The following is a 13471-nucleotide window of genomic DNA, read 5'->3' as shown; positions in this document are numbered from 1 at the left end:
TTCCTTCCTGCTACAGTTTATTACGCTTCGTCGCCGAACCAGCAAATATTACGGGCAGCCATAATCAGCTCACCGGCTTTTTCGTCGGTCAACCCTTCGATATCAGCCAGATCATCAATGCCCTGTTCAGCGAGATCTTCCAGCGTACAAACACCACGGGCAGCCAGTTTGAAAGCCATCTCACGATCCAATCCTTCCAGATTCAGCAGATCGTCAGCCGGTTTGTTATCACCGAGACTTTCTTCCTGGGCCAGTGCCAGAGTGGTCAGTGCGTTTTTAGCACGCTCGCGCAGCGCTTCAACGGTCTGTTCATCCAGGCCGTCAATTTCCAGCAGCTCTTTCATTGGCACGTAGGCCAGTTCTTCCAGCGTCGCAAAACCTTCTTCTACCAGAACCGTCGCGAAATCTTCATCGATATCGAGATATTTGGTGAAGGTATCAATGGCTGCATGTGCTTCAGCCTGATGCTTCGCCTGCAGGTCATCAACGGTCATCACGTTGAGTTCCCAACCGCTCAGTTGTGAAGCCAGGCGGACGTTCTGACCATTACGTCCAATCGCCTGAGCCAGGTTACCGGCTTCAACCGCGATATCCATGGTGTGTTTGTCTTCATCCACCACGATAGAAGCGACGTCTGCTGGCGCCATTGCGTTAATCACGAACTGCGCCGGGTTATCATCCCACAGGACGATATCGATACGCTCGCCACCCAGTTCAGTAGAAACCGCCTGAACGCGCGCACCGCGCATACCCACACAGGCGCCGACCGGATCAATACGCTTGTCGTTGGTCTTAACGGCGATTTTCGCACGTGAACCCGGATCGCGAGCAGCCGCTTTAATTTCGATCACTTCTTCGCCAATTTCCGGCACTTCAATGCGGAACAGCTCTATCAGCATTTCCGGTTTGGAACGGGTTACGAACAGCTGGGCACCGCGCGCTTCCGGGCGTACAGAGTAAAGAACGCCACGAATACGGTCGCCTGGGCGGAAGTTTTCACGCGGCAGCATGTCTTCACGCAGGATCACGGCTTCAGCATTGCTGCCCAGATCCAGAGAAATGTTGTCGCGGTTAACTTTCTTCACCACACCGGTGACGATTTCGCCTTCGTGTTCGCGGAACTGATCGACAACCATTGCGCGTTCGGCTTCACGTACTTTCTGTACGATAACCTGTTTCGCGGTCTGGGTGGTGATACGGTCAAAGGTGACAGATTCAATCTGATCTTCAACATATTCGCCCACGTTCAGGCTTTCGTCTTCGAAGCGTGCCGCTTCCAGCGTAATTTCTTTGGTCGGCTGAGTAACTTCTTCTACGATTACCCAACGACGGAAGGTATCGAAATCACCGCTTTTACGATCGATTTCTACGCGAACGTCGATCTCTTGCTCATATTTTTTCTTTGTTGCTGTAGCCAGCGCACTTTCCAGCGCTTCAAAAATTTTCTCGCGTGGCAGCGCTTTTTCGTTGGATACGGCTTCAACAACAGCCAAAATTTCTTTGTTCATCGCGGGCTTTTCACCTCAATCCAGACTGTTAAAAGTGGGGAACCAGGTTCGCCTTCTGGATATTACTCAGCGCGAACACTTCATCTTTACCTTCGACTGCGACCGTGATCATCTCACCATCCACCGCTTTGATAACGCCCTGCCATTTACGACGGTTTTGTACCGCCATACGAAGAACCAGCGTCACTTCTTCACCCAGGAAACGCACGTAGTGTTCAGCTGTGAACAGAGGACGGTCGAGACCCGGAGAGGAGACTTCCAGGTTGTAGGCAACGGTGATTGGGTCTTCGACATCCATCACGGCGCTTACCTGATGGCTCACATCAGCACAATCATCAACATTGATGCCATCTTCACTATCAATATAGATGCGCAGTGTGGATGTGCGACCACGAATAAATTCGATGCCGACCAACTCGTAGCCCAGGGCTTCAACTGGCGCTGTAATCATCTCTGTTAATTTTTGCTCTAATGTGGACAAGCCCACCCCCAAGACATAAAAAAAGGGCCTAAAGCCCAGTTATTCTGTAGTCAGATAACAAAAAACCCCGATAAATCGGGGCTTTATATAACTGAACCCTATAACCGCACCTGCGGTTCGGAAAACCTTCCGAAAGAATTTTTTTCAAATCCAGCTACGAAGGCCTAAGTCTTCACAGTATATTTGAAAAAGAACTCTAAGGGAAAGTGGTTGCGGGGGCCGGATTTGAACCGACGACCTTCGGGTTATGAGCCCGACGAGCTACCATGCTGCTCCACCCCGCGCCTGAAACGTGGCAAATTTTACTCGTTTTGGGTAAAAAATGCAAATACTGCTGGGATTTGGTACCGAGGACGGGACGTAAAATCTGCGCACAGTATATTGATTCACTATGCGGTATGTCAACCTTGTTACGACTATGCAAATCAATGAATGCTGTCCAGCGAATATTCGACCAGATAAATGTGTCACCCGCGCCGTTATTTAACGAAATTATCACTAAACTCTTCCTGTCATCCAGAAAAGATGATTAAATGAAAACTCACTTATTTTGCATAAAAATGCAATTAGTATAATAAGCCGACCTCTTCACCAGTCTATCAAGCAGGGTTTTATTTTATGACGACGATTCTCAAGCATCTCCCGGTAGGTCAACGTATTGGTATCGCTTTTTCCGGCGGCCTGGACACCAGTGCAGCACTGCTGTGGATGCGACAAAAAGGGGCTGTCCCATATGCATATACTGCGAATTTGGGCCAGCCGGATGAGGATGACTATGACGCCATTCCTCGCCGTGCAATGGAATATGGTGCTGAGAATGCTCGCCTGGTAGATTGCCGTAAGCAGCTGGTTGCCGAAGGGATCGCTGCGATTCAGTGCGGTGCATTCCACAACACCACCGGCGGACTGACCTATTTCAATACCACTCCGCTGGGCCGTGCTGTCACCGGCACCATGCTGGTTGCGGCCATGAAAGAAGATGGCGTTAATATCTGGGGTGACGGTAGCACCTATAAAGGTAACGATATTGAACGCTTCTATCGTTACGGTCTGCTGACCAACGCCGAACTGCAGATTTACAAACCATGGCTGGATACCGATTTTATCGATGAACTCGGTGGTCGCCATGAGATGTCCGAATTTATGATTGCCTGTGGTTTCGACTACAAGATGTCCGTTGAGAAAGCGTACTCAACGGACTCCAATATGCTCGGGGCGACCCACGAAGCAAAAGACCTCGAGTTTCTGAACTCCAGCGTCAAAATCGTCAACCCGATTATGGGCGTGAAATTCTGGGATGAGAGCGTGAAGATCCCGGCAGAAGAAGTCACCGTGCGTTTTGAGCAGGGTCATCCGGTTGCGCTGAACGGTAAAACCTTTAGCGACGACGTTGAGATGATGCTGGAAGCCAACCGTATCGGCGGTCGTCACGGTCTGGGTATGAGCGATCAGATTGAAAACCGTATCATTGAAGCGAAAAGCCGGGGCATCTACGAAGCTCCGGGGATGGCATTGCTGCACATCGCCTATGAGCGTCTGCTGACCGGGATTCACAACGAAGACACCATCGAGCAGTATCACGCGCACGGTCGCCAGCTTGGTCGTCTGTTGTACCAGGGCCGCTGGTTTGACTCTCAGGCGCTGATGCTGCGTGACGGTCTGCAGCGTTGGGTTGCCAGCCAGATTACGGGTGAAGTGACGCTGGAACTGCGTCGCGGTAATGATTACTCCATCCTCAACACCGTGTCTGACAATCTGACTTACAAACCAGAACGTCTGACGATGGAAAAAGGCGACTCGGTATTCTCTCCGGATGATCGTATCGGTCAGTTGACCATGCGTAATCTGGATATCACTGATACCCGCGAGAAGCTGTTCGGTTATGCGCAGTCTGGTCTGCTGACCGCCTCTTCCACAACCGGCCTGCCGCAGGTTGAGAATCTGGAAAACAAGGCGAAGTAAATATTCATCATCTTAAGGCCGCGAAAGCGGCCTTTTTTATGCGCAGAAAATAGGGATGTTCTGTTACCCTGAGGCCTAATAAGCCAGACATCATCAGGTATTGTAATAGTCGGACGGCGTCCTAAATGTCTTATCCGACCTACAGAACCACCACAAATGACAGACGAAAAAAAAGACGCTTTGCAGCGTCTTTTTTTTTGGAATTTGGTACCGAGGATGGGACTCGAACCCACAAGCCCGTTAGGGCACTACCACCTCAAGGTAGCGTGTCTACCAATTCCACCACCTCGGTACAGAATACTTAGCGTGGGATATCGCTGGTCGGCTGAGCCGGAGCAGCTGGCTGAGTTTGCTCGGTTTTCGCCGGTGCACTCAGATTTTCCCACTCACTTCCTTTATTGGTCTTATTGCTGTTCATATTACCCAGCACCAGACTGATGATGAAGAACAAGGTTCCCAATACAGCTGTCATGCGGGTCATGAAGTTACCAGAACCACTTGAACCAAACAGAGTACCAGAAGCGCCTGCGCCAAAAGAGGCTCCCATATCAGCGCCTTTGCCTTGCTGCAGCATGATCAAGCCTACCAGGCCAATTGCCACAATAAGGAAAACTACTAAAAGAGCTTCGTGCATAATCAACCTGTTCCTTGCGGAGTTGCCGCGTACAATGCTTCGACCATTAAAGCGGGAATGTTTACTGTTTCCCACTGAAGCGGGTGTGAATACTAACCAAAGCGAATAACCTTCGCAAGGGCAATTTGTTGGCATTGTATCAACTGCGGAAAAAATCGCCATATCAATCAAAAACGCAGCAACTTCTCCCAGCATCTCTGCATGACGGTGCGTTGATCGTCAAGATTCGCCCATACCACAACGGGGATTTCACAAATCAGGTCAGCGTTTTCTGGCCAGCAGTGAATAATTTGCTGGTTCACCAACTCTTCCGCCACCATCGATTCGGGTAACCATGCCATCCCCATATGCCGCAGCACCATTTCTCGTATCGTTTCGCTTAAACCACTCTCAAACACTTTTTTCAGACGTGGGCGGACGCGTTGTTCAGCTGGCTCAATAATGCGTCTGACAAAGGTGTAGTCGCTATAGCATAGCCATGGGATCGGCGCATGCGGATCGTTAAGCGTATTAGCCAACTGCGCAGAAATAACCGGTATAAATCGCTCATACCGCCATAGTGAACGTTTTAACCCTCCGGCAATCTCCAGCCCCGGCTGCGAAGATGGTAAATCGTAGGTCACCAGCAGATCGATTTGCCGATCTATCAAGGCGTTAAAATGGTTGTCTATCCCCTGAATACTGGCATTAACCGTAAAATTTAACTGCGGTTCACTCTGTCGCAGATAGTTGATCATATCCGGCAGGATATTCACCGACAGCGTATGCAGGCTAACCATCACCAGCGTATTGTCCGTTGCTGGCGTCATCGCCGATAGCTCGTGGCGCGCCTCTGTTAGTGTACTGAGGACGTGCCGGGCATAGGGTTCAAAGCGTTCACCATAGCGTGTCAGCGTAACGGGGGTCGTGGTCCGGTCAAACAACGGCACCCCTAACACCTCTTCCAGCGCCTTTATACGCCGACTGAGTGCGGGTTGAGTAATATGTCGCTGCGCCGCGGCCTGAGAGTAGTTTCCATGCTGACTCAATGCCAGAAAATCTTCCAGCCACTTACAATCCACGTTGAACTCTCCACCATGCCATAACCGCATCCTCCAATACCAAATCGGTAATAGTCATAGTTATAGTAATGGCTTTATGGTGGGCATCATAACAACAATATTCCTTTTCACCTGCCGACTCTCACCCACGACGTTTGACAGGACCGATATGTTTACTTTATTGACCAATGCCCGTGTTTTTTCTCCCGAGGATTTAGGCCTCTGCTCCCTGCTCATTCATGCCGACCGAATTGTGGCGGTAGAAAAAGATCTTTCCCTGTTTGATGGCGTCGACGAGGTCATCGATTGTCATGGCAAATGGGTTATCCCAGGCATAATAGATCAACATGTCCATCTTACCGGTGGCGGTGGCGAGGCTGGATTTGCCAGCCGAACGCCAGCCGTCAAGCTACGCGATCTGATTCAGGCAGGTATTACCACGGTTGTCGGCGTGTTAGGTACCGATGCCATTTCTCGTTCGCCCAAAGACCTCTACGCCAAAATGCAGTCTCTCAACCTTGAGGGATTACGCGCATTTATGCATACGGGAGCCTACGCGGTACCCAGCCCAACCATTACGCGATCCATCCGCGATGACATGACCTTCATTCCGGCGATTCTTGGCGTCAAAATCGCCCTCGCCGATCACCGTGGTTCTTACCCCTCTTTCCAGGAATTGCTGAGAATAGTAAGCGATATCCGCGTGGCTTCCCTGCTGGCAGGCAAAAAAGGGTTACTGCATGTACATCTGGGGAATCTGCCGGAAGGGATGTCACAGCTTATTGAGCTGTGTGATGCAGGCATTCCGATTCACCACATTTCACCGACCCATGTTGCGAGAACAGCGCCCTTGTTCGAACAGGCGATTGCGTTCGCTCATCGTGGCGGCCATATCGACGTTACGTCTGGCGGTAGTCGCTTTATGCCTCAGGAGCAGGCAATCCTCCACGCTCTGGAAGCCCAGGTTCCAGCCGATCGCATCACGATCAGCTCTGATGGTAATGGCAGCGTTCCGCGCTTTAACGCCCAGGGTATTGTGGAAGGCTTAAGCGCGGCACCGGTCGCAGGTAACCTTAATCTTCTTCCTCGCTTGATTGATGTGGGGATCCCTGTGCCACAAGCGATCGCGATGTTGACGGCAAACGTTGCTCGCTCGTTGGGTATTTCCGGCGGCGTGCTCTGCGCCGGGGAACGTGCTGATATCTGTGTACTCAATGATGACCTCTCGCTGGCCCATCTGTTCGCTGCGGGTAAGCCGTTGCTGCGGGATGGCGAGTGCCTGGTTACTGGCAACTTCGAGTAAGGGGGCAAGAATGTCATTATTACTGGCGCTAATTGCCATCATTTTTGCCGGACGTCTGATCCTCAAAAAATATCACCCCCAGTCAGTGTTGCTGTTGACCGGGATTGTGCTGCTGCTTATCGCGCATTTTAGCGGGATGACCACGCTCAGTGACCTGGTGAAAAAAAGTACCGGATTCGGCCCCTTTGATGCCTTCGAGTTTATTCGCGATACCCTGAGCGTGCGCCTCGGCGGCCTTGGGCTGCAAATTATGCTGATTGGTGGTTTCGCTACATATATGTCGGCCATTGGCGCAAGCCAGGTGCTGGTTCGGGTGACATCTCGCCCTTTGCAACGCCTGAACTCACCGTATCTGCTGTTGGGGCTGGCGCTGTTGCTGGGTCAATTCCTGTCGCTGTTTATCAGCAGCGCCACCGGGCTGGGTCTGCTGTTGATGGCGACGCTCTACCCTCTGCTGACCCGTCTTGGCTGTAGCCGCGCTGCCGTTGCCGCCGTTATCGCCAGTACCTGTGCGGTTGAATTTGGTCCAGGTTCCGGCAACTCGGTTCTCGCCGCCAAAACCGCAGGCATCGAGGTGGTGAACTATTTCGTGCAGGATCAGTTGCCGATCGTCGTCCCCGTTATTCTGTTCATCGCCCTGTTACATATTGTTGTGCAACGCTTTTTCGACCATCGGGAAAGCAGTGACGGTGTGGCTCAGCAGATGCAGACATTAACGTCGACCGATGAAACTGAAGCACCGATCGCCTGGCTTTTTCTGCCCATGCTACCTCTGGTGTTGATGCTGGTGTGCAGTGATTTAGTATTCAGTTCGCTCAAAATTACGCTGGATACCGCCGTACTGATAAGCCTCGCCATTACCCTGGTTTGTGAGTATTGCCGTCATCGTAAGGCGCGCGAGGTGATGGCAGGCGTACAAAAAGTCTTCGACAGCATGGGAAGCGTTTTTGCTACCGTCGTCACGCTGATTATCGCCGGTGAAGTCTTTTCAGCCGGACTGAAAGCCATTGGCGCCGTCGATGCGCTGCTGTCGCTTTCCGGTGAATTTGGCCTCAGCGCCGCCTCTATTATCCTGCTGATGACCCTTATCACCTTTGCAATTTCAGCGCTAATGGGCTCCGGAAATGCGGCGTTTTTCTCCTTCGCCCCAATGGTACCGGACATCAGCCGTCATATCGGTAGCGACATCGCAGTCATGATGTTGCCTATCCAGATATCGGCGGGTATTGGTCGTACGTTATCCCCCATTGCCGGCGTCATAATTGCTATCGCGGGAATTGCAGGCGTCTCGCCTGTGGATATTGTTAAGCGCACCGCGATTCCGATGCTGGGCGGTTGGTTACTGATGATTGCGCTGACCTTTGCCCGGTCAGGGCATTTGCTGGCGGTTCTGCCGTGGCTGGCAGTCCTTGTAATATTAATGATCGGTGGTTACTTCTGGCAGCGCCGACATAAACAGTCGCTTCCCGTACAGTAAAAAAAAACCGGAGTCCCAGACTCCGGTTTTCACTGTCTTTAGTGATTACACCGCTTTGACGGCATCGGCAATACGGTGAGCGAATTCAGTCACCTGCGCTTCATCTTCACCTTCAACCATCACGCGAATTAACGGTTCAGTACCTGACTTACGCAGCAGAACACGTCCGCGATTGCCCAGTGCAGCTTCAACTTCAGCCATCACCGCTTTCACGTTTTCATGTTCCAGCGGATCGCCGCTACCTGCGGTGTAACGTACGTTAACCAGCAGTTGCGGGAACATTTTCATGCCGCTGCACAGATCGTGCAAACTCATATGGTTGCGCACCATCGCCGCCAGTACCTGCAGGCCCGCCACGATACCGTCACCGGTGGTGGTTTTGTCCAGCAGGATCACATGGCCTGAGTTTTCAGCACCGATACGCCAGCCTTTTTCCTGCATTTTTTCCAGTACGTAGCGGTCGCCGACTTTCGCACGGGCAAACGGAATACCCAGCTGTTTCAGCGCCAGCTCGAGGCCCATATTGCTCATCAGCGTACCTACCGCACCACCGCGCAGTTGCCCCTGACGCAGGGCTTCACGGGCAATGATGTACATGATCTGATCGCCATCGACCTTATTGCCTTCGTGGTCAACCATAATGACACGGTCGCCGTCACCATCCAGCGCAATACCCAGATCGGCTTTTTCCGCCATCACGCGCGCCTGCAGGGCACGAACGTCGGTAGCGCCGACTTCTTCATTGATATTCACACCGTTTGGCTCACAGCCAATAGCAATCACGTTTGCGCCCAGCTCACGCAGTACATTTGGCGCAATGTGGTACGTCGCACCATTAGCGCAATCCACCACAATTTTAAGCTCACTCAGACTCAATTCATTCGGGAAGGTGCCTTTGCAAAACTCGATATAACGACCGGCAGCATCAACGATGCGGGTAGCTTTACCCAGTTCAGCCGAGTCCACGCAGGTGATCGCTTTTTCCATTTCGGCTTCGATAGCTTCTTCAACCGCATCCGGCAGTTTGGTCCCATCGATGGAGAAGAATTTAATTCCGTTGTCATAGTACGGGTTGTGCGAAGCGGAGATAACAATCCCAGCTTCAGCACGGAAGGCACGCGTCAGATATGCAACAGCAGGTGTTGGCATTGGGCCTGTGAAAGAAGCCGACAGTCCGGCGGCAGCCAGACCCGCTTCCAGTGCGGACTCCAGCATATAGCCGGAAATACGCGTATCTTTGCCGATAATAATTTTACGTGAACCATGACGTGCCAGCACTTTTCCTGCAGCCCAACCCAGTTTGAGTACAAAGTCAGGGGTAATTGGGGCGTCGCCTACGCGACCACGGATCCCATCGGTGCCAAAATATTTACGATTACTCATAGCGTTTATTTTCCTTTGCAGACAATGTGGCTTCCACCACACGCATCGCTTCTACGGTTTCTTTGACGTCATGGACACGAATGATATGCGCCCCTTGCATTGCGGCAATGACCGCACACGCAAGGCTACCGCTCAGGCGTTCGGATGGCCCCACATTCAGCAACTGGCCAACCATTGATTTTCGTGACATCCCAACCAGCAATGGCAGATTAAAATGATGAAACTCAGCCAAACGTGCCAGTAATGTGTAGTTGTGAGTGAGATTTTTACCGAATCCGAACCCGGGGTCGAGCAACAATTTATCTTTTGTGATTCCAGCCCGCTCGCAGCGTGCTATTTGTTCAACAAAGTAACGATTTACATCAGCAAAAACATCCTCGTACTTTGGTGCTTCCTGCATGGTTTTCGGCTGACCCTGCATATGCATCAGACAAACCGGTAATCCGGTTTCTGCTGCGGCTTCCAGCGCCCCAGGCTCCGAGAGTGAGCGAATGTCATTAATGATATGTGCGCCGACTCTGGCGCACTCGCGAATCACTTCTGCTTTTGAAGTATCGACCGAAATCCACACTTCAAAACGTTGAGCAATCGCCTCCACCACCGGGATCACTCGCTGCAACTCTTCTTCCACGCTCACATCGGCCGCGCCTGGACGCGTGGATTCACCACCCACATCAATGATAGTCGCCCCAGCGTTAATCATCAGGTTTGCGTGTTTTACCGCCTCAACCAGAGAGTTGTGCGCACCACCATCGGAAAAGGAATCTGGCGTGACGTTCAAAATCCCCATGACGTGTGGATGGCTGAGATCCAGTGAAGACCCCTGAGCAAAGAGTTTCATAGTTTTATCCCTGATAACATCTTGAATATACAAATAAGAAAAACCCCGGGGCAAGCCCCAGGGTTTTAAATTAAAACACGGTCATCATCAACGATAACTTATTTGTCGCCCAGTTGCTCTGACATGGTGCCAGAGTCCGGCGCACGCGGTTCATCAACCGGACGCGGCGCACTTGGCTTGCCGGTGCTGCCAGAGTTGTTGTTAGAAGAACCCGGTTCTTCCCAACCCGCTGGCGGACGTACCTCGCGGCGAGCCATCAGATCATCAATCTGCGGCGCATCGATGGTCTCATATTTCATGAGCGCATCTTTCATCGAGTGCAGAATGTCCATGTTTTCGTTCAGCAGACGACGCGCACGGTCATAGTTACGCTCAATCAGCAGTTTAACTTCCTGATCGATAATACGAGCCGTTTCATCGGACATATGTTTAGCTTTCGCCACAGAACGTCCCAGGAACACTTCGCCTTCTTCTTCAGCGTACAGCAACGGACCGAGTTTCTCGGAGAAGCCCCACTGAGTAACCATGTTACGCGCCAGGTTAGTCGCGACTTTAATATCGTTCGACGCACCGGTAGAAACATGTTCAACACCGTAGATGATCTCTTCGGCCAGACGACCGCCGTACAGCGTGGAGATCTGACTTTCCAGTTTCTGGCGGCTGGCGCTGATTGCGTCGCCTTCAGGCAGGAAGAAGGTCACACCCAGCGCACGACCGCGCGGGATAATCGTCACTTTGTGCACCGGATCGTGTTCCGGTACCAGGCGACCGATAATCGCGTGGCCTGCTTCGTGATACGCGGTAGATTCTTTCTGCGCTTCCGTCATCACCATGGAGCGACGTTCCGCACCCATCATGATTTTGTCTTTCGCTTTCTCGAATTCAACCATCGATACAACACGCTTGTTGCCACGAGCTGCAAACAGCGCCGCTTCGTTGACCAGGTTCGCGAGATCTGCACCGGAGAAGCCAGGCGTACCACGTGCAATGATTGCCGCATCGATATCCGGAGACAGCGGTACGCGACGCATATGCACTTTCAGGATCTGTTCACGACCGCGGACATCCGGCAGACCAACCACAACCTGACGGTCGAAACGGCCTGGACGCAGCAGCGCAGGGTCAAGAACGTCCGGACGGTTAGTTGCCGCGATAACGATAATGCCTTCGTTACCTTCGAAGCCGTCCATCTCAACCAGCATCTGGTTCAGTGTCTGCTCACGTTCATCGTGACCACCGCCCAGACCTGCACCACGCTGGCGGCCTACGGCGTCGATTTCATCGATGAAGATGATGCACGGTGCCGCTTTCTTGGCTTGTTCGAACATGTCACGCACACGAGATGCACCGACACCCACGAACATTTCCACGAAATCAGAACCGGAAATGGTGAAGAAAGGAACCTTCGCTTCACCTGCGATAGCTTTCGCCAGCAGGGTTTTACCCGTACCCGGAGGACCGACCATCAGAACGCCTTTCGGGATTTTACCGCCCAGCTTCTGGAAACGGCTCGGTTCGCGCAGATACTCAACCAGCTCAGCAACTTCTTCTTTTGCTTCGTCGCAACCAGCAACGTCCGCAAAAGTCGTTTTGATCTGATCTTCCGTCAGCATGCGCGCTTTGCTCTTACCGAACGACATGGCACCTTTGCCACCACCGCCCTGCATTTGACGCATGAAGAAGATCCAGACACCAATCAGCAGCAGCATTGGGAACCAGGAAATGAAGATAGAAGCCAGCAGGCTCGGCTCTTCAGGCGGTTCACCAACAACCTTGACGTTTTTGGTCAGCAGGTTATCAAGCAGCTTCGGATCGTTAACCGGAATGTAGGTCGTGTAACGGTTACTATCTTTCTTGGTAACGTTAATCTCACGTCCGTTGATCTTCGCTTCACGAACCTGGTCCTGATTGACCTCTTGCAGGAAGGTAGAGTAATCAACCTTACGGCCATTAGACTCGCTGGGCCCAAAGCTCTGGAATACTGACATCAGCACAACGGCAATGACCAGCCAGAGAATTAGGTTTTTCGCCATGTCACTCAAGGGATTAACCTCATATTACAACTGTGTTAAAAACAGCGTCAGGATACTCTATATCCAGTTTCTTTCAAACTTTCGTTTGAAATCTACCGGTTATGGTTTACGCCCGGTCGCTACAATATACACTTCACGCGAACGGGCGCGAGAAGAGTCCGGCTTACGAACTTTGACCTTCGTAAACAGGGAGCGAATCTCTCTTAGATACTCATCGAAGCCTTCGCCCTGGAACACCTTCACTACAAAACTACCACCTGGCGCTAATACATCACGAGCCATTCCAAGCGCCAGCTCTACCAGATACATGGCCCGGGGAATATCCACCGCCGGTGTTCCACACATATTTGGCGCCATATCAGACATGACAACTTGTACTTTACTGTCACCTACGCGCTCAAGTAACGCTTTCAGGACTAATTCATCACGAAAGTCGCCCTGAAGGAAGTCCACACCAACGATTGGATCCATAGGTAAAAGATCGCAAGCGATAATGCGGCCAGTGTTGCCGATCTGCGTAACCGCATATTGCGACCAGCCACCGGGTGCAGCACCGAGATCAACAATCGTCATCCCCGGTTTAAAAATTTTGTCACTTTGCTGTATTTCATCAAGTTTAAACCAGGCACGGGAACGTAACCCCTTTTTCTGCGCCTGCTGAACATATTTATCGCTAAAGTGTTCCTGAAGCCAGCGACTCGAGCTGGCAGAACGCTTTTTACCTGTCATTTCACATTCCCAAAGGGCAGTTCATCGTAACCAATGGTGTAAATTTCTACACAGCTATTTGGCGATATATGGGAGATGGC

At 51.7% G+C, this 13471-nt stretch carries 11 protein-coding genes and 2 tRNA genes; 3 read left to right on the top strand and 10 right to left on the bottom strand.

Going from position 1 to position 13471, the window contains the following annotated elements:
* Positions 1-20 precede the first annotated feature (20 nt).
* The 3 genes from nusA to HV352_RS02590 all read right to left on the bottom strand — a co-directional run bounded on the left by nusA (position 21) and on the right by HV352_RS02590 (position 2273).
* Positions 21-1508 carry a transcription termination factor NusA gene (gene nusA, locus HV352_RS02600; RefSeq protein WP_003024992.1) on the bottom strand — a complete coding sequence of 496 codons (1488 nt, stop codon included), beginning with the start codon at positions 1506-1508 and terminating at the stop codon, positions 21-23.
* A 28-nt stretch (positions 1509-1536) separates the two neighbouring features.
* Positions 1537-1989 carry a ribosome maturation factor RimP gene (rimP, locus tag HV352_RS02595; protein WP_181635173.1) on the bottom strand — a complete coding sequence of 151 codons (453 nt, stop codon included), beginning with the start codon at positions 1987-1989 and terminating at the stop codon, positions 1537-1539.
* Positions 1990-2196: 207 nt separating this feature from the next.
* Positions 2197-2273, bottom strand: a tRNA-Met gene (locus HV352_RS02590).
* Between the two features lie 334 nt (positions 2274-2607).
* On the opposite strand from HV352_RS02590, the gene argG reads away from it, so the two are divergent.
* A complete protein-coding gene (gene argG / locus HV352_RS02585) occupies positions 2608-3951 on the top strand; it encodes an argininosuccinate synthase (RefSeq protein WP_003024998.1) in 1344 nt (447 codons plus the stop codon).
* Positions 3952-4156: 205 nt separating this feature from the next.
* On the opposite strand, the gene HV352_RS02580 is transcribed toward argG, so the two are convergent.
* The 3 genes from HV352_RS02580 to HV352_RS02570 all read right to left on the bottom strand — a co-directional run bounded on the left by HV352_RS02580 (position 4157) and on the right by HV352_RS02570 (position 5646).
* A tRNA-Leu gene (locus tag HV352_RS02580) sits at positions 4157-4243 on the bottom strand.
* 9 nt (positions 4244-4252) lie between these two features.
* Positions 4253-4585, bottom strand: a complete 333-nt coding sequence (gene secG, locus HV352_RS02575) for a preprotein translocase subunit SecG (protein WP_003025000.1) — start codon at positions 4583-4585, stop codon at positions 4253-4255.
* 167 nt (positions 4586-4752) lie between these two features.
* On the bottom strand, positions 4753-5646 hold the full coding sequence (locus HV352_RS02570; RefSeq protein ID WP_181635172.1) for a LysR family transcriptional regulator: 894 nt from the start codon (positions 5644-5646) through the stop codon (positions 4753-4755).
* A gap of 148 nt (positions 5647-5794) precedes the next feature.
* On the opposite strand from HV352_RS02570, the gene iadA reads away from it, so the two are divergent.
* The gene (gene iadA, locus HV352_RS02565; protein WP_046275529.1) at positions 5795-6928 is read left to right on the top strand and encodes a beta-aspartyl-peptidase; all 1134 of its coding nucleotides are present in this window, start codon (positions 5795-5797) and stop codon (positions 6926-6928) included.
* 10 nt (positions 6929-6938) lie between these two features.
* Entirely contained in the window at positions 6939-8405 is a 1467-nt protein-coding gene (dcuC, locus tag HV352_RS02560; RefSeq protein WP_016157568.1) for a C4-dicarboxylate transporter DcuC, read from the top strand.
* Between the two features lie 45 nt (positions 8406-8450).
* On the opposite strand, the gene glmM is transcribed toward dcuC, so the two are convergent.
* From glmM to rlmE, 4 genes are all read right to left on the bottom strand, one after another.
* Positions 8451-9788 carry a phosphoglucosamine mutase gene (gene glmM, locus HV352_RS02555; protein ID WP_016157569.1) on the bottom strand — a complete coding sequence of 446 codons (1338 nt, stop codon included), beginning with the start codon at positions 9786-9788 and terminating at the stop codon, positions 8451-8453.
* On the bottom strand, positions 9781-10629 hold the full coding sequence (gene folP, locus HV352_RS02550) for a dihydropteroate synthase (protein ID WP_016154672.1): 849 nt from the start codon (positions 10627-10629) through the stop codon (positions 9781-9783). Before folP ends, glmM begins: the two co-directional genes overlap by 8 nt.
* Positions 10630-10727: 98 nt before the next feature.
* Positions 10728-12662, bottom strand: coding sequence for an ATP-dependent zinc metalloprotease FtsH (gene ftsH / locus HV352_RS02545; protein WP_019077783.1), 1935 nt, complete (start codon positions 12660-12662; stop codon positions 10728-10730).
* Positions 12663-12761: 99 nt separating this feature from the next.
* Entirely contained in the window at positions 12762-13391 is a 630-nt protein-coding gene (gene rlmE, locus HV352_RS02540; protein ID WP_003025015.1) for a 23S rRNA (uridine(2552)-2'-O)-methyltransferase RlmE, read from the bottom strand.
* Positions 13392-13471 lie beyond the last annotated feature (80 nt).

The sequence above is a fragment of the Citrobacter sp. RHBSTW-01044 genome, from assembly GCF_013781945.1.
In the GTDB taxonomy this organism is placed as follows: domain Bacteria; phylum Pseudomonadota; class Gammaproteobacteria; order Enterobacterales; family Enterobacteriaceae; genus Citrobacter; species Citrobacter braakii.
This window is presented reverse-complemented; position numbering and strand designations above follow the sequence as displayed.

Coding starts and splice junctions, on each gene's coding strand:
- glmM (WP_016157569.1), bottom strand. CDS start 9,788: ATGAGTAATCGTAAATATTTTGGCACCGATGGGATCCGTGGTCGCGTA.
- folP (WP_016154672.1), bottom strand. CDS start 10,629: ATGAAACTCTTTGCTCAGGGGTCTTCACTGGATCTCAGCCATCCACAC.
- dcuC (WP_016157568.1), top strand. CDS start 6,939: ATGTCATTATTACTGGCGCTAATTGCCATCATTTTTGCCGGACGTCTG.
- iadA (WP_046275529.1), top strand. CDS start 5,795: ATGTTTACTTTATTGACCAATGCCCGTGTTTTTTCTCCCGAGGATTTA.
- nusA (WP_003024992.1), bottom strand. CDS start 1,508: ATGAACAAAGAAATTTTGGCTGTTGTTGAAGCCGTATCCAACGAAAAA.
- ftsH (WP_019077783.1), bottom strand. CDS start 12,662: ATGGCGAAAAACCTAATTCTCTGGCTGGTCATTGCCGTTGTGCTGATG.
- rlmE (WP_003025015.1), bottom strand. CDS start 13,391: ATGACAGGTAAAAAGCGTTCTGCCAGCTCGAGTCGCTGGCTTCAGGAA.
- argG (WP_003024998.1), top strand. CDS start 2,608: ATGACGACGATTCTCAAGCATCTCCCGGTAGGTCAACGTATTGGTATC.
- secG (WP_003025000.1), bottom strand. CDS start 4,585: ATGCACGAAGCTCTTTTAGTAGTTTTCCTTATTGTGGCAATTGGCCTG.